Annotated in this window: 12 protein-coding genes and 1 riboswitch; of the genes, 3 read left to right on the forward strand and 9 right to left on the reverse strand. The window is 70.1% G+C overall.

All coding sequences use genetic code 11. The features are described from left to right. Positions 1–37: 37 nt before the first annotated feature. From HKD39_RS10365 to HKD39_RS10375, 3 genes are all read right to left on the reverse strand, one after another. Entirely contained in the window at positions 38–520 is a 483-nt protein-coding gene (locus HKD39_RS10365) for a hypothetical protein (RefSeq protein WP_171199801.1), read from the reverse strand. Then, positions 517–1,215: a pyridoxamine 5'-phosphate oxidase family protein gene (locus HKD39_RS10370; RefSeq protein ID WP_171199802.1), complete on the reverse strand. Its 699-nt coding sequence runs from the start codon at positions 1,213–1,215 to the stop codon at positions 517–519. The genes HKD39_RS10365 and HKD39_RS10370 overlap by 4 nt, the downstream gene beginning before the upstream one ends. A gap of 66 nt (positions 1,216–1,281) precedes the next feature. Next, positions 1,282–3,033: an alkaline phosphatase D family protein gene (locus HKD39_RS10375; RefSeq protein WP_171199803.1), complete on the reverse strand. Its 1,752-nt coding sequence runs from the start codon at positions 3,031–3,033 to the stop codon at positions 1,282–1,284. Between the two features lie 60 nt (positions 3,034–3,093). Between HKD39_RS10375 and HKD39_RS10380 the strand changes: the two genes are divergently transcribed. Together HKD39_RS10380 and HKD39_RS10385 are read left to right on the forward strand one after the other, a co-directional pair. Continuing rightward, positions 3,094–4,530, forward strand: a complete 1,437-nt coding sequence (locus HKD39_RS10380; RefSeq protein ID WP_171199804.1) for an aminotransferase-like domain-containing protein — start codon at positions 3,094–3,096, stop codon at positions 4,528–4,530. 511 nt (positions 4,531–5,041) lie between these two features. Continuing rightward, a complete protein-coding gene (locus HKD39_RS10385) occupies positions 5,042–5,431 on the forward strand; it encodes a hypothetical protein (RefSeq protein ID WP_171199805.1) in 390 nt (129 codons plus the stop codon). A gap of 1 nt (position 5,432) precedes the next feature. Here HKD39_RS10385 and HKD39_RS10390 read toward each other — a convergent pair whose 3' ends face one another. From HKD39_RS10390 to HKD39_RS20500, 3 genes are all read right to left on the reverse strand, one after another. Continuing rightward, positions 5,433–5,834 carry a PPOX class F420-dependent oxidoreductase gene (locus tag HKD39_RS10390; RefSeq protein WP_171199806.1) on the reverse strand — a complete coding sequence of 134 codons (402 nt, stop codon included), beginning with the start codon at positions 5,832–5,834 and terminating at the stop codon, positions 5,433–5,435. A gap of 639 nt (positions 5,835–6,473) precedes the next feature. Further along, positions 6,474–9,599, reverse strand: a complete 3,126-nt coding sequence (gene gcvP / locus HKD39_RS10395; protein ID WP_171199807.1) for an aminomethyl-transferring glycine dehydrogenase — start codon at positions 9,597–9,599, stop codon at positions 6,474–6,476. A gap of 105 nt (positions 9,600–9,704) precedes the next feature. After that, a riboswitch (glycine riboswitch) is annotated at positions 9,705–9,815 on the reverse strand. A 150-nt stretch (positions 9,816–9,965) separates the two neighbouring features. After that, positions 9,966–10,142: a GNAT family N-acetyltransferase gene (locus HKD39_RS20500; RefSeq protein WP_171199808.1), complete on the reverse strand. Its 177-nt coding sequence runs from the start codon at positions 10,140–10,142 to the stop codon at positions 9,966–9,968. A gap of 148 nt (positions 10,143–10,290) precedes the next feature. Between HKD39_RS20500 and HKD39_RS10405 the strand changes: the two genes are divergently transcribed. Continuing rightward, positions 10,291–11,391 (forward strand): adenosine deaminase, encoded by a 1,101-nt coding sequence (locus HKD39_RS10405; RefSeq protein WP_212754416.1) that lies wholly within the window; start codon positions 10,291–10,293, stop codon positions 11,389–11,391. A gap of 1 nt (position 11,392) precedes the next feature. On the opposite strand, the gene HKD39_RS10410 is transcribed toward HKD39_RS10405, so the two are convergent. The 3 genes from HKD39_RS10410 to HKD39_RS10420 all read right to left on the reverse strand — a co-directional run bounded on the left by HKD39_RS10410 (position 11,393) and on the right by HKD39_RS10420 (position 14,125). Further along, the gene (locus HKD39_RS10410) at positions 11,393–12,964 is read right to left on the reverse strand and encodes an MFS transporter (protein WP_246232410.1); all 1,572 of its coding nucleotides are present in this window, start codon (positions 12,962–12,964) and stop codon (positions 11,393–11,395) included. Continuing rightward, complete coding sequence (locus HKD39_RS10415; protein ID WP_425488443.1) at positions 12,961–13,410, reverse strand: MarR family winged helix-turn-helix transcriptional regulator; 450 nt, start codon at positions 13,408–13,410, stop codon at positions 12,961–12,963. The genes HKD39_RS10410 and HKD39_RS10415 overlap by 4 nt, the downstream gene beginning before the upstream one ends. Before the next feature lie 106 nt (positions 13,411–13,516). Then, positions 13,517–14,125 (reverse strand): MerR family transcriptional regulator, encoded by a 609-nt coding sequence (locus tag HKD39_RS10420; protein WP_171199810.1) that lies wholly within the window; start codon positions 14,123–14,125, stop codon positions 13,517–13,519. Between the last annotated feature and the right edge of the window lie 232 nt (positions 14,126–14,357).

Genomic DNA, 14,357 nt, shown 5'->3' on the forward strand with positions numbered 1-14,357 from the left:
ACGGCTCAACGGCTCAGCTGCACCGGGGTTCAGTGGCTCAGGGCCGGCGGAAGGTCATCACCCAGTTGACCGGGTCGAAGCTGGCGCCGCCGTCGCGGGAGAAGTCCTGCGTCCAGACCGGATGGTCGAGATCGCGTACGTCCCAGCGGAATCGGCCGACGACGCTACCCGCGGGGTACGCAAGGGTCCCGGTAAAGGTGCCGATCGGACCGTCGAAGGTGCCGCTGACCGGATCGTCCAGCACCCCGGGCAACAGCGACGACGCCCACCAGATGCGCCAGCGAGCACCGACAGGGTCGAACAGGCGCAGCGACATGCCGTTGAACGTGGTGCCGTCGGCGAGCGTGCCGGTGGTCTCGTCGAGGTTGCCGCCGCCGCCGAGGATCGGCCGGGCCGAGGCGGTGCTGGAGAACTCGACCCAATCGCTTTTCAGGTTGAACGGATCGCGCAACCGGCGATGCTGGATGTGCCACTCGCCGAACAGAAAGTCGAAGTCCCGAAAGGGATCGCCGGTACTCACGCGGTTCTCGATGCGGCCGGGCCCGGCGTACCGGCCGGCGTCGCCGCGACCAACGCCGCCACCGAGTCCGGCAGGTCCGCCTGGCAATCGTCGGCCGGCACCGGAGTGCCCCAGCCGGTGCTGGCCGGAACAACGCCGCGCCAGGTGCCGGGCGCCGCATCCGCACCGCTGTCGCCGGGGCCGCCGGTGCGGGCCTTCGCGGTCCACTGCCCGTCGACGATGGGCAGCGCCAGCACCAGTGTCGCCGCGACCTCCTTGGGCAGGTGGCCGCGCACTTCGCCGCCGCGACCGGGCAGCAGGGTCTGGCTGACCACCTCCAGCGCGGCCAGCGCGTCGTCACCGGAGAGCCGTTGAGCGGTGCCGGAAATCACCGCTGACCGATAGTTCGCCGATGAATTGAACAGGCTACCGGCCACCACCAGCGCGTCCAGGTGGGTGACGCTGAGCGCCACCGGCGCACCCTCGGCCGCCCGGCGCAGCGCGCCGGCACCGGTGGAGCCGTGGATCAACACCCGGTCGGCGTCCCTGGCGATCAGCACCGGGACCACCAGCGGCTGCGGCCCGGCCTGCGCCGTCGCCGCGGTGACGGTGCTCAGGGTGCCGACCAGTGCCTGGTCGATGATGCTGTACAGCCGGTCCCGGTCGGTGACGGCCCGCTCCGGGTGCCGGCGAATCTGTGGTGAGGCAACGGTCATACCCTGATGCTCGCCCGGTTCTGGTCGCGCCAGCCAGACCAGAATGCCCCAGAACTGACGACCAGTTCAGCTCGTGGTTTCCGCCGGGCCGGCCCCGGACGCACCGCCGGCCACCACCGCCGCACCCACCTGCACCAGCGAAGGGTCAGCCGGATCATCGCCACGGACAACGCCTCCGCGCCACACCATGCGCAGATCTGGCCCGTGCACCGACAGTTCGGCAAGGCAGTTGTCGAACCACGGCCCCGAGGTGACGGCCCACGGGTACTGCGGGTCCGGAACCTTCTTGGCGTGACCGGCGATGAAGCGCATCGGCCGCACCAGGCCCCTGGCGAACTGCGACATCAACACCCGGACGACCCGCGGCATCGGGTTGCGGATCGGCGAGCACACCGCCTGCACGATAGGTGCCTTGGCCCCGTACTGCGCCGCGTCGATCACCTGCGCCACATACGAATTGTGCACATCGCCGGACAGGAAGGTGACGGTGTCCGGCACCGGTCCGCGCTCGCCCCGCGCCAACGCCATCACCATGTCGGCGACCTCGTCGAAGCCGGAGTTGAACGCGGCCCAATGCTCCATGTCAAGGGAACGACGCAGCTTCTCCCCCAGCGCGGCAAGGACTTTGCCGTACCCGCCGGAGGCTACCGTCTCGTCGATGGCCTCGAGGTCGTGCATGCCGGGCGGCAGCAGGAAGGGCAGCGACGTCCCGATCAACATGTGCCGCAGCCCCGGCTGTTGCTCCCGGTCCAGCGTCAGCTGGTCGCCCAGCCAGTCCAGTTCGCCGGGGCTGAGCATCGATCGCCGTTGCGGCTCAAGCACTCTGGCGGCTCTGGAATCCACCATCACCAGACGACTGTCGCCCAGATCGCGCCGGTAGCTCCAGCGGTAGACGTCGGGATTGCGGTCGACCCGTTCCATCAGCTCGAACACCGCGTCGGTGAGGTCCAGATGTGCACCGGCGCCGGCGGCGAGTACCGGCCCGAACACAGGATCGGCCGAAAGCGCTTGCGGGGAAAGGTTTCCCAGGTGCTGGTACACCCAGTACGACGCCAGCCCGCCCATCAACCGCTGGTGCCACCACTGCGTCTTGTTGATCTCGACGTGCCAGCTGTACGAGGTGTTCCAGTCGTCGCGGATGTCGTGGTCGTCGAAGATCATGCAGCTGGGCACGGTCGACAGCAGCCAGCGGTTGGCCGGATCACTCCAGGCCAGTTGGTACAGGTGGCAGTACTCGGTGTAGTCCTTGATCTCCTCGCCGGGCGGCTCGTCCAGCGATCGCCTGCCGGCGATGAACTCGCGCATGGCATCCGAGGTCTCGTCGGCGTAGACCTGGTCGCCGAGAAAGGCCACCAGGTCGGGCCACGGCTCGTCGCCGCGGGCCAGCGCCAGGGCCAGGGTGCGCAGCGCGTCGACGCCGTTGGTGCGGTTACCTTCGGCGTCGTGCGGCACGGTGGTGCGGCACGAGCCGAAGAGCATCCTGGTCGGGCGGTCGGGATCGATGGTGCGGATGGCCGGCACCGGAAACCGACTGTCCGATTCGGGCCATACCTGCGTTTGGTCCAGTTCCACTCGGTAGGGATAGCTGCCGCCGGGCTCAAGCCCGTCGACGATCACCACCGCGTAGTGGTGGCCGGACACCTCGAAAGTATTTGCTCGCCAAGACTTTTCGCCGACGTCCTGCACCACGGTGACCGTCGACGGAGCGCTGGTCTCCACCCAGACGGTGGCCTCGTTGGTTCCGATGTACCGCAGCAGCGGGCCGAGCACCAACTGGGCTTCGGCGGCGGGTGCGGTATCGGAACGGTCTGTTGACATGCATCATCAATACCCCATCGATATCAACAACCCCGTCGACGGTGACGGTATCGTCCGCCCATGCCCCGGCACGCCCGCCCGACCGGACTGGTGCTCACCCTCGACCCGGCCGACGGCGGCAGCGTCGCGCAGCTGATCCAGGCCCTGACCCGCGCCATCGAGTCCGGGCAGGCCGCCGACGGCGACCCGCTGCCGTCCAGCCGGATGCTCGCCGCGACCCTGCGGGTGCCGAGATCGGCGGTGGTCGCGGCCTACGAATCATTGACCGGCGTCGGACTGCTGGCGGCGCGGCCCGGCGGCACCACCCAGATCGCCCACGGCGCCGCCGACTTGGTGCGCTCGGGAGCCCGCCCGGTGGTCGACTCGTCCGTGGCGTCGACACCGCGGCCGGCCCGGCGTCCGGCCGGCAGCCCGGCGGCAAACCGCAGCCAAGGCCCGGCCCGTCGATCACCGCTGGATCTGGTGCCGGGGCACCCCGACCTTGCGCTGCTCGATAAGGCAGCGTGGTCCCGCGCCTGGCGGCAGGCCGGCGCCGGCGTCGACGACCCGCACGGCAGCGGCGGCAGCTACCGCGAGTTGCAAGGCGCCCTTGCCGCGCACCTGCGCCGTTTCCGCGGGGTGGTCGCCGACGCCACCCAGGTGCGGCTGGCACCCGGCATCGATCCGCTGCTTCGCGGGGTGGTCGGTGCGGCCCGGCTGGCCGGGCGCACCATCGCCATGGAAGATCCGGGATATCCGCGGGCCCGCAACGTCTTTCACGAGACCGGGTTGTGGGTGCGAGGAGTGAAAGTTGATGCCGACGGGCTCCGGGTTGACCTGTTGCGGTCCACCGACGCCGCCGTCTATCTCACCCCTGCCCATCAATATCCGATGGGTGTGCCGCTGAGCCTGGCCCGGCGGGTGGAGCTGGTGCGCTGGGCAGCGGCAACCGGCGCGATCGTCATCGAGGACGACTACGACGGCGAGTTCCGTTACGACACGGCACCGTTGCCGGCGCTGCGGACGCTGCGCGGCGCCGCCGATCACGTCGCCTATCTCGGTACCGCGTCGAAATTGCTCACCCCTGAGCTGCGGGTGGCGTGGGCGGTGTGGCCGACCCGGCTGCCGGCACCGGATCCGGACGAACGGGTGTACGTCAGCGGCCCGACGGCACGGGCGCTGACCCACCTGCTGGACGACGATGCAGTGGCCAGGCATCTGGCGAAGGCGATGCGCACCTACGCCTCCCGGCGCGGCGCGTTGATCGAGGCCCTGGGCCGGCAGCTGCCGGAGCTGTCGATCGCCGGCGCCGCGGCCGGCCTGCACCTGACGGTGCTGCTCCCACCGGGCAGGGACGACCGGGCAGTGACGGCCGCGCTCGCCGCCCGCGGTTACCTGGTGGCTCCGCTGGCCGACTACAGCCCGCGCCGGCAGCCACCCGGTCTGGTGATCGGTTATGCCAGGCTGCCGGCAACGGCGGCGAAGGACTTTGTCGCGGCGATCGCGGCCGTACTGTGACCAGCGGGTGCGGGTGCAGCGCCCGGCTGCCGGGACGCCCTCGGGCCGTTCGGCCGGCCCCGATGCCGGGGACGCCGGCCGGATCGGGAACTCGGGAACGCGGTTGCCGCGTTGTCACGGCGTTGGCCGGCAGCCAGCCGTGCCGACCAGCAGGGGCTGACGACAGGTCCCGTCGGGGCAGAGGGGTTGCACCATGCGCAGTCCGTTCCAGGGCAGGGCACCATGGCGAAAATCGGGACGCGGCTCGGCAACGGTCGCGGCATCGGCGGCGGGCGAGGGGGTGCCCGCTCGCGCAGTCTCCACCGGCCAGACTGAATCCGGCACGCCTGAATCGGGTACGGCCGAACCCGGCACGCCTGAATCGGGTACCGCCGAATCCGGCACGCATGAATCAAGTACCGCCGAATCCGGCACCGCGGAACTGGACGCCGGCGACCACCCCCGTCCAGCGGCAGGCCAGGGTAGACGCCGGCGCCTGCTGGGCCGGGGTGACGCTGCCGGCCGGGATCGGTTGGCGCGCGCACTGATCGACGAGGCGTACGGGATGATCCTGCGCGATCGGCAGGAGGCGGTGGCCGCCGCCGCGGCCGAGTTGGCCGCAGCGCAGCGCACCGTCACCGGGTTGGAACGCGATCTGGCGCGGATGCAGCGGTCCCGGTTGCACTGGCGCCGCTGGCATCGGCTCGACGACGCGGCCATGGCCGACCGGGTGGTGGCGCTGCGCGCGGTGACCGTCGCACAGCTCGCCGACCTTGCCGACACCGACGTGCCACCAGGCGAACACCTGCTGGCGGTGCGCGAGTACCTGCTGCGTCACCAACCGCCGGAGCCACCACCCGCCGCACCGGCCTCGGACGCTGAGCCAGCGCCGGAAGCTGGGCGCCCCAACGCGTCCGGCTGAGTTACTGGCCGACGACCTTGTCGATGCTCATCTTGAGGATGACGCGGTCTTTGGCGTCCGGCGGCGGCGTGCTGCTGGGATTGCCATAACGGTTCTGCAGCTCGACGTAGTAGGCGCCCGTCGGGTCGGGCACCACCTCGGTCAGCTTCCCGCGCAGTTCCAGATACGAGAACGGGTTCTCCGGGTCCACCAGCATCAGCGACATCGCCGGGTTCTTGTGCAGGTTGCGATACTTCGCCCGGCTGGTGATGTGGGTGAACAGCAGGAATTCGCCGTCGTAGCCGAACCACATCGGGTTCACCTGCGGGGTGTTGTCCGGCCGCACGGTGCCCAGCGCCGCGTAGATCGGCTGTGCAAGGAGTTGACGCTGCTTGTCGGTCAGTTCAACGGGTTCATTCGCCATGTCTGCAGAACCTGCCACACCCGACGGGCATTCCGGCAGCCGCCCCGAATTCACCTGTTCGGGCGCCACCCTCGCCCCGGCCCGACGCTGCCCCGCCCGGCACCAGCCGGCCTCCCCCGACCTCCGACAGCTGCCGGGCGTCCTCCGACAGCCTCGGCCGCCCGGCACCAGCGAGCATCCACCGTCCTCGGCCGCCCAAGGGAAAAATCGGTGCCTCGATGCGTCGTCGTCAGAACTGACCTGGGCAAACATCAATTGAGCAACGCATTCTTCCGTTCGACCAAGCCGGGCCACCCGCGCCGTTGCCTGGGAGTCCGGGCACGCTCGGCATACGGTGCGCAAGCTCACCAGCGGGAAAACGTGCGCCTCGAACGGCAAAAGCCCAGGTCGATCTGGGCAAACGGCCATCGAGACACCTATTTTTCCGCTGACGACGGGCAGCCAGCTCAGCCCGGCCACAGCCGCAGGGACCAACGCGGCGTGCCCAGGCTGCTGGGACCGGCGCGGCGTGGGCAGAGCCGCAGGGACCAGCAGGGATGGAGACCATGACCGACCCGGCGCCCGGCGCGGCAGGACCGCCGCGGCGTGGCCGGGCTAGGACCGGCGCGGCCTGGCCGGAGCCGCTGGGCCGGCCGCGGCTCAGTCGGCGTCGGCGAAGGCCTCCGGCGGCGGGCACGAGCAGACCAGGTTGCGGTCGCCGTAGGCACCGTCGATGCGACCGACCGGCGGGAAGTATTTGTGCGCCGCATCGACACCGGCCGGGAAGACCGCCTCGGCCCGGCTGTACGGATGGTCCCACTCGCCGGCCAGCACCGCGGCGGTGTGCGGCGAGTTGCGCAGCGGGTTGTCGGTCTTGTCGTACTCCCCCGACGCCACCTTGTCGATCTCCGCGCGGATGGCGAGCATGGCGTCGCAGAACCGGTCCAGCTCCATCAAGTCTTCGCTCTCGGTGGGCTCGACCATCAGCGTGCCGGCCACCGGGAAGCTCATCGTCGGCGCGTGGAAACCGTAGTCGGCCAACCGCTTTGCCACATCGTCAACGGTCACCCCGGTCTCCGCTGTGATCGGCCGCAGATCCAGGATGCACTCGTGCGCGACGAAGCCGTTCTTGCCGGTGTACAGCACCGGGTAGGCAGCACCGAGTCGGCGTGCTATGTAGTTCGCCGACGCCACTGCGGTCAGCGTGGCCCGGCGCAGCCCGGCCGATCCCATCATCCTGATATACGCCCAGCTGATCGGCAGGATCGACGCGCTCCCCCACGGCGCCGCCGAAATCGCGCCAACCCCACCGTCTTCCGGCTTGGTGACGCCGAGATCGGCCAGCGGATGCCCAGGCAGGAACGGCGCGAGATGCTCGGCCACCGCCACCGGCCCGACACCGGGGCCGCCGCCGCCGTGCGGGATGCAGAACGTCTTGTGCAGGTTCAGGTGGCTGACGTCGCCGCCGAACACCCCCGGCTGGGCCAGGCCCACCAGCGCGTTCAGGTTGGCGCCGTCGACGTACACCTGACCGCCGGCGGAGTGCACCACCGACGCCAGCTCGGAGATGCTGTCCTCGTACACACCGTGCGTCGACGGGTAGGTGACCATGATCGCCGCCAGGTTGTCGCGGTGCTGATCCACCTTGGCGCGCAAGTCATCCATGTCTATGTTTCCAGCGTTTCCAGCGTTGCCCGCGTTACCGGCGGCGCCCGCGTTACCGGCGGCGCCCGCCGAACCCTCAGCAACCGTGCCAACCACGACCACCTTCATCCCGGCCATCACCGCGGACGCGGCGTTGGTGCCGTGTGCCGACGCCGGGATCAGGCAGATGTTGCGGTGCTCGTCACCGCGGCTGCGGTGGTAGGCGCGGATCGCCAGCAGCCCGGCCAGCTCACCCTGCGACCCGGCGTTCGGCTGCAGCGAAACCCTTGCGTAGCCGGTGATCTCGACCAGCCAGGCCTCCAGCTGCTCGATCAACGCGAGCATCCCGGCGGCGTCCTGCACCGGGGCGAACGGGTGCAGCCCGGCGAACTCGGGCCAGGTCACCGCCTGCATCTCGGTGGTGGCGTTCAGCTTCATGGTGCAGCTGCCCAGCGGGATCATCGAACGGTCCAGCGCCAGGTCGGAGTCGGACAAGCGGCGCAGGTAACGCAGCATCGCGGTCTCGTTGCGGTGCGCATGAAACACCGGGTGGGTCAGATAATCGCTGCTGCGCAACAAGTTCTCCGGCGCCAGCTGCACGCCGGCCGCTCCGGTCCGCTCACCGTCGGTCTCGGCAGCACCGGCACCGGCGGCACCGAACGCCTCGACCACAGCGGCCAACTGCTCACTGGTGGTGGCCTCGCTGACCGCGATCTGCACCGCGGAGTCACCGTCCTGCCAGAGGTTGATGCCGCGATCACGGGCAGCGGCAACCACATCGGCGGCGCGGCCGGGCACCTGCGCCCGCACCGTGTCGAAGAAATATTCATTCTCGATGCGCACCCCTGCGCCCCGCAGCGCCCCGGCCAGCGCCACAGCATGGCCGTGCACCCGCTCGGCGATCTTCGCAAGGCCCTCGGGACCGTGGTAGACCGCGTACATCGAGGCCATCACCGCCAGCAGCACCTGCGCTGTGCAAATGTTGCTCGTCGCCTTCTCCCGGCGGATGTGCTGCTCGCGGGTCTGCAGCGCCAGCCGGTAGGCGGGATTGTTGTTGGCGTCGTGGGAGACCCCGACCAGCCGGCCGGGCAGCTGCCGCTGCAACTCCGACCGCACCGCGATGAAACCGGCGTGCGGCCCACCGAAACCCAACGGCACCCCGAACCGCTGTGACGAACCGACGGCCACATCAGCTCCCAGCTCGCCGGGAGCCCGCAGCAGGGTGAGCGCCAGCAGATCGGTGGCCATCGCCACCTTGGCCTCGCGCTGGTGCGCGGCCTCGATCAGCGCGCTGTAGTCGCGCACCGCACCGGAAGCGCCCGGGTAGCTGAGCAGCAGGCCGAAGAAATCGTCGGTGGGCAGCGCGCCGGAATCCGCCGGGCCGCCGTCCTGACCCGACAGATCGCACACCACGATCTCGATGCCGAGCGGCTCGGCGCGGGTCTGCAGCACCGCAAGGGTCTGCGGCAGGATGTCGGCGTCCACCACGAACCGGTTCGACTTGGAGCGGGCGGTGCGGCGGATCAGCGTCATCGCCTCAGCGGCTGCGGTGCCCTCGTCCAGCATGGACGCGTTGGCGACGTCCAGACCGGTCAGGTCGGACACCGCTGTCTGGAAGTTCAGCAGCGCCTCCAACCGGCCCTGGCTGATCTCCGGCTGGTACGGCGTGTAGGCGGTGTACCAGGCCGGGTTCTCCAGCACGTTCCGCTGGATGACGCCGGGCACCAGGGTGTCGTGGTAGCCCATGCCGATCATCTGCACCATGGCGGTGTTGCGATCGGCGAAGCTGCGCAGTTCGGCGAGGGTGGCGGCCTCGGTGGCTGGGTCCGGCAGGCTCAGCTCGCCGCTCATCCGGATGCCGGCGGGCACGGCGCGGTCGGCCAGCTGGTCGAGGTCGCGGACGCCGAGCAGCCCAAGGATGGTCTCGAGGCCGTGCGCGTCCGGCCCGACGTGCCGGTCGGCGAACGACGAGGGATCGATCGGCGCCGGGCCGCTGGGGAAGTGTTCGGCGACGCTGGCCAGGTCGGCGGGCAGCGCCGCGTCGATGCGATCGGTGCCGTTGGCCGCGGTGGCTGCGGCGGACACGGTGGCGTCGGCGGGCACGGTGGCGTCGGCGGCGTCGCGGGTGTGCAGGTCGGTCATCTCGGGATCCTCCCGGCGGCCGGCGAACCGGCGCATCGATGTCAGAACGCTGCGGCTACGCCACCAGCGTCCTCCCCCTCTGTCGCACCGACTGCTTCAGAGGTGTCTGACCCGGCGGTTCTTCTGCCTGAGAGATTGGTGGGGAGGCACTTGCTCCTTCGGCGCGCTGCCGCCGCTGGCGAGCAGCGGGGGCAGCGACTCTCACGCCGGGATCATCGACGACTCCAAGAGTACCGCTCACCGCCGCGATGGCCGGTCAGCCAGCATGAGGGCCGCCGTACTCAAGTTTCGCGTCGCTGGATGGGCCCCTTCGACACAAATCGCGCCGGCAACCCGGTTCTCGCGCTCCGAAACTTGAGTAGCGCGTTACGCAAGTCCGTCGGGGGCGGGAGCGAAGCACGGGCGCAGCACCGCACGCACTGCTTCGGTGGCCAGCCCTTTGCCCTGTTGTGACGGGTCCAGCGCCCAGCCCAACTCAGCTTGGGTGCCAACCGCCTCGGGGAGCCGTTCCGCCTGCGCCCAGGCATCGCCGACCGCCACCATCAGATCGCCGAGACGACGCCGTCCAGCTCGATGACACGCGACGCAGCTCGGCCCGGCCCGCCGGAGCGCCCGTCACGCAGAGGCTGTGCCATGCGCGAAATACTGTGCCATGCGGGAAACGATGCACCATGCGGCAGGATCGCGTCTCATGCCGAGCAACCAACAGCGGAGTCAGCGGGCCGACCAACCGGCGGCCGCGAGCGGCAGCGCGGTCGCCGACGCGCCGCAGCCGACGCCGGAACTGGCCGCGTTCATCGCCGGGCAGCCCAAGGCCGAACTGCACGTGCACCACGTCGGCTCGGCCTCACCGCGGATCGTCGCCGAGCTGGCCGAGCGGCACCCCGGCGTTGTGCCCACCGACCCGGACAAGCTTGCCGAGTTCTACACCTTCCGCGACTTCGCGCACTTCGTCGAGCTCTACCTGGCGACCGTCGACCTGATCCGCACCCAGGAGGACGTCAGGCTGCTCACCTACGAGGTGGCCAAAGACATGGCAGCGCAACAGATCCGGTATGCAGAGCTCACCTGCACGCCGTACACGTCGGTGCTGCGTGGGGTGCCGATCGAGGGGTATATCGAGGCGATCGAGGACGCCCGCGTCGCCGCCGAGCGCGACCTCGGGCTCACCCTGCGCTGGATCTTCGACATACCGGGTGAGATCGGGCCGAACGCCGCCGACGAGACGGTCCGGATCGCCCTCGACCACGGGCCGGACGCGCTGGTGGGCTTCGGGCTGGGCGGGCCGGAGATCGGCACCAGCCGCCCCAAGTTCAAGCCGGCCTTCGACCGGGCCAGGGCGGCCGGCCTGCACTCGGTCCCGCACTCCGGCGAATCCACCGGGCCGCAGAGCATCTGGGATGCCATCGAGGCCCTCGGCGCCGAACGCATCGGCCACGGCACCAGCGCCACCCAAGACCCCGAGCTGCTGCGATACCTGGCCGACCACGACATCGCGCTGGAGGTCTGCCCCACCTCGAACGTCGCCACCCGCGTCGTCGACGACTACGCCGGTCACCCGCTGGCTGCCATGGTCGCTGCCGGCGTCACGGTCACCATCAACTCCGACGACCCGCCGATGTTCGGCACCACGCTGAACCGGGAGTACGGCATTGCCGCTTCGCTGCTCGGGCTGGACGCCGCCGGCGTCGCCGGGCTGGCCCGCGCCGCGGTGCACGCCTCGTTCATGGACGATGCCGGCAAGCGGGCGCTGACCGCCGAGATCGACGCCCACCTGGCGACCAACACCTGATTCAGCCCCTGGCGGCGACCACCAGGTGCCGGCGCCCGGGCCGTGGGTCGAGGCTGATCCGCAGCCCCGCCTGCCGGGCGGCCAGATAGCCACAGCCCAGCGCGGCCAGCACCACAACAACACCGGAGACGCCGAGCGCGATCGGCGCACCCCAGTGCTCGGTGATCCAGCCGACGATCAACGAACCGATCGGCGTCGACCCCATCAACACCAAGAAGTACAGGCTCATCACCCGGCCGCGGAGGCTGGCGTCGGTGGCCAGCTGCACCGTCGAGTTCGCCATGGTGTTGAAGCTGACGCCCGCCAGCCCGGTGACGGCCAGCACGGGCAGGAACAACCACAGCCACGGCGTCGCGCCGGCCACCATCAGCATCACCCCGAAACCGGCGGCCGCGGCGTACAGCATCCGCACCGTGACGACGTTGCGCCGCGCGGCCAACAGCGCACCCACCAGCGAGCCGACCGCCATGGTGGAGTTCAGCCAGCCGTACAGCCCGGCCCCGCCATGGAACTCGGTGCCGGCATAGGCGGTCAGGATGATCGGGAAGTTGAAACCGAAACAGCCGACGAAGAACACCAGCACGATGGTCCACAGCAGGTGCGGCCGCGCCGCGACATAGCGAAGCCCTTCCCGCAGTTGGCCTTTGGCGCGTTCGGCCCGCGGCAACACTTGCAGCTCTGACACCCGCATGGCCAGCAGCGCGCCGATCGTCGCTACGAACGTCAGCGCGTTGATGGCGAACGCCCAGCCGGGCCCAGCGGCGGCGATCAGCACGCCGGCGATGGCGGGGCCGGTGAGCCTGGCCAGCTGAAAGTTGCCGGTGTTCAGGCTGACCGCGTTGCGCATCAGCTCCTTCGGCACCATCACCCCGACAAAGGTCTGGCGCGCCGGGTTGTCGACGACGGTGACCAGCCCGAGGCCGAGCGCCACCACATAAATGTATTCGACTCGAATGTTTCCGGTGAGGGTCAGGGCGGCCAGGATCACCGCCAGCGAGCCGAGCACGCACTGCGTGATCAGCAGCAGCTTTCGCTGGTCGTAACGGTCGGCGATGAGCCCGCCGAACAATCCGAGAAACAGCATCGGCCCGAACTGCAGCGCGGTGGTGACGCCCACCGCGAAGGACGAACCGGTCAGTGAGAACACCAGCCAGTCCTGCGCGATCCGCTGCATCCAGGTGCCGTTGTTGGACACCGCCATGCCCAGCCAGTACAGCCGGTAGTTGCGCACCGACATGGCCGCGAACGTGCGCTGCTTCGCCGGCGCTCCGGCATCAGCACCACCGCTCCCAGCGCCGCGGCCACCAGCACCATCACCGCTGTCACCTGCAGCGCCACCCGCACCGCTGTCACCCGCAGCGCCGGCGCCGGACGCGGCAGGGTGGCCGGACGCGGCACCGTGCCCGCTCGAGGTAGCCTCGGCCGCCGCGGCAATGGCGGTGGGCTCGACCGGCTCGGTCGGTTCGGTGTTGGTCGGCACCGCGGCACCGGCGGGGAACTCGGCGTCCAGAGCGGCTGTGGAGTTGTCGGCGCGATCGGGTCGGCGCCCTGGCGGGGTGTGCGCTGATGTCATTCCGGCTGTTGTGCCTCCGAAAGTCGTTGTAGGGCCGGCAGCGCGGCGCGGATGCGGTCACGCTCGCTGTCGGTGAGCAGGTCCAGTTGCGCCATCAGCCAGTGGTTGCGCAGCCGTCTGACCTCTTCGGCCAGCTCGACGCCGGCGTCGGTGACGAAGATCAGCTGCTGCCGCCCGTCGTCCGGGTGCGGCTCGCGGCGCACGTAGCCGTGCTCCTGCAGGCGTTCGATGATCCTGGTCATCGACGGCGGGCGGACGTGTTCGGCCCTGGCCAGCGTGCCCGGTGTCAGCGGGCCGCCCCTGAGTAGCCGTCCCAGCACCGACAGTTCGGTGGCCGACAGCGCGTCGTCGGACGCGTGGTGGCGCATCCGCCGCCCCAGTACCAGCACGGCGGCGCGCAGCTGCGCCACCGCCTCCATGCTCAGTTCCACCCCGCGTCCAGACACCCAGCCACTCTAGCTCGTTAGCTAGGTTAACAACAACCGTGACGTGCGCGGATGCGGCCCGCTCGGGCGGGACGGAGTGGGAAGAGACTGCAGGGCAGGCCGGGGGTCAGCCGGCGGTGCGGGACTGGCGGCGCATCGCCAGCTCGTCCCGCGGTGCGGCGACCACCTGCTCGCCGTCGAGCCGTTCCGCCGGGAAGTCGGCGAGGGTGCCGGTGATCTCCCGCATGGTGCCGCTGACCGCGATGCCGAACACGCCCTGGCCGCCCTGCAGCAGGTCGACGATCTCCTCGGGCGAGGTGCATTCGTACACGGTGGTGCCGTCGGAGAACAGGGTCACCCCGGCGAGGTCGTCGACGCCGCGGGCGCGCAGGTGCTCCACCGCGACCCGAATGTTGTGCAGCGAGACCCCGGTGTCCAGCAGGCGTTTGACCACCTTGAGCACCAGGATGTCCTTGAACGAGTACAGCCGCTGCGAGCCGGAGCCCTTGGCCGACCGCACCGTCGGAACAACGAGGCCGGTACGCGCCCAGTAGTCCAGCTGCCGGTAGGTGATGCCGGCCGCCTGGCAGGCGGTGGTGCCGCGGTAGCCGGTGAGCGGATCGGGCAGCTCGTGGTTGGGGAACAACGCGTCCTGCTGCTCCGCGGGCTGGGGCTGGCCGGCCGATGCCGAACCGTCGGCGTGCCCTGCGGGCGTGCCGTTACCCGGCTGCTGCATCGTGACCCTCTCTCTGACCGTCAACGACGGCCGCTCCCAACACTCCGCTGACCTGCACCTGCCGGCCGGTGGCTCTGTGCCGACACTTCTGTGCCGACACTTCTGTGCCGACACTTCTGGGCCGGACCGACCGCGCACCCGATACCGACAACCGACACCGACGCATCCGGCGAAGTCACCGACCGGATCGAGTGAATTGACGGTAGGCCGCGGCCTCCGCCTCGGTCAACGT

The organism is Nakamurella aerolata (genome assembly GCF_013002705.1).
GTDB classification, from domain to species: Bacteria; Actinomycetota; Actinomycetes; order Mycobacteriales; family Nakamurellaceae; genus Nakamurella; species Nakamurella aerolata.

Bases quoted from the DNA above. Each gene is read 5' to 3' on its own strand.
- gcvP (WP_171199807.1), bottom strand. From the start codon at position 9,599: ATGACCGACCTGCACACCCGCGACGCCGCCGACGCCACCGTGCCCGCC.
- HKD39_RS10405 (WP_212754416.1), top strand. From the start codon at position 10,291: ATGCCGAGCAACCAACAGCGGAGTCAGCGGGCCGACCAACCGGCGGCC.
- HKD39_RS10420 (WP_171199810.1), bottom strand. From the start codon at position 14,125: ATGCAGCAGCCGGGTAACGGCACGCCCGCAGGGCACGCCGACGGTTCG.
- HKD39_RS10410 (WP_246232410.1), bottom strand. From the start codon at position 12,964: ATGACATCAGCGCACACCCCGCCAGGGCGCCGACCCGATCGCGCCGAC.
- HKD39_RS10380 (WP_171199804.1), top strand. From the start codon at position 3,094: ATGCCCCGGCACGCCCGCCCGACCGGACTGGTGCTCACCCTCGACCCG.
- HKD39_RS20500 (WP_171199808.1), bottom strand. From the start codon at position 10,142: ATGGTGGCGGTCGGCGATGCCTGGGCGCAGGCGGAACGGCTCCCCGAG.
- HKD39_RS10370 (WP_171199802.1), bottom strand. From the start codon at position 1,215: ATGACCGTTGCCTCACCACAGATTCGCCGGCACCCGGAGCGGGCCGTC.
- HKD39_RS10375 (WP_171199803.1), bottom strand. From the start codon at position 3,033: ATGTCAACAGACCGTTCCGATACCGCACCCGCCGCCGAAGCCCAGTTG.
- HKD39_RS10390 (WP_171199806.1), bottom strand. From the start codon at position 5,834: ATGGCGAATGAACCCGTTGAACTGACCGACAAGCAGCGTCAACTCCTT.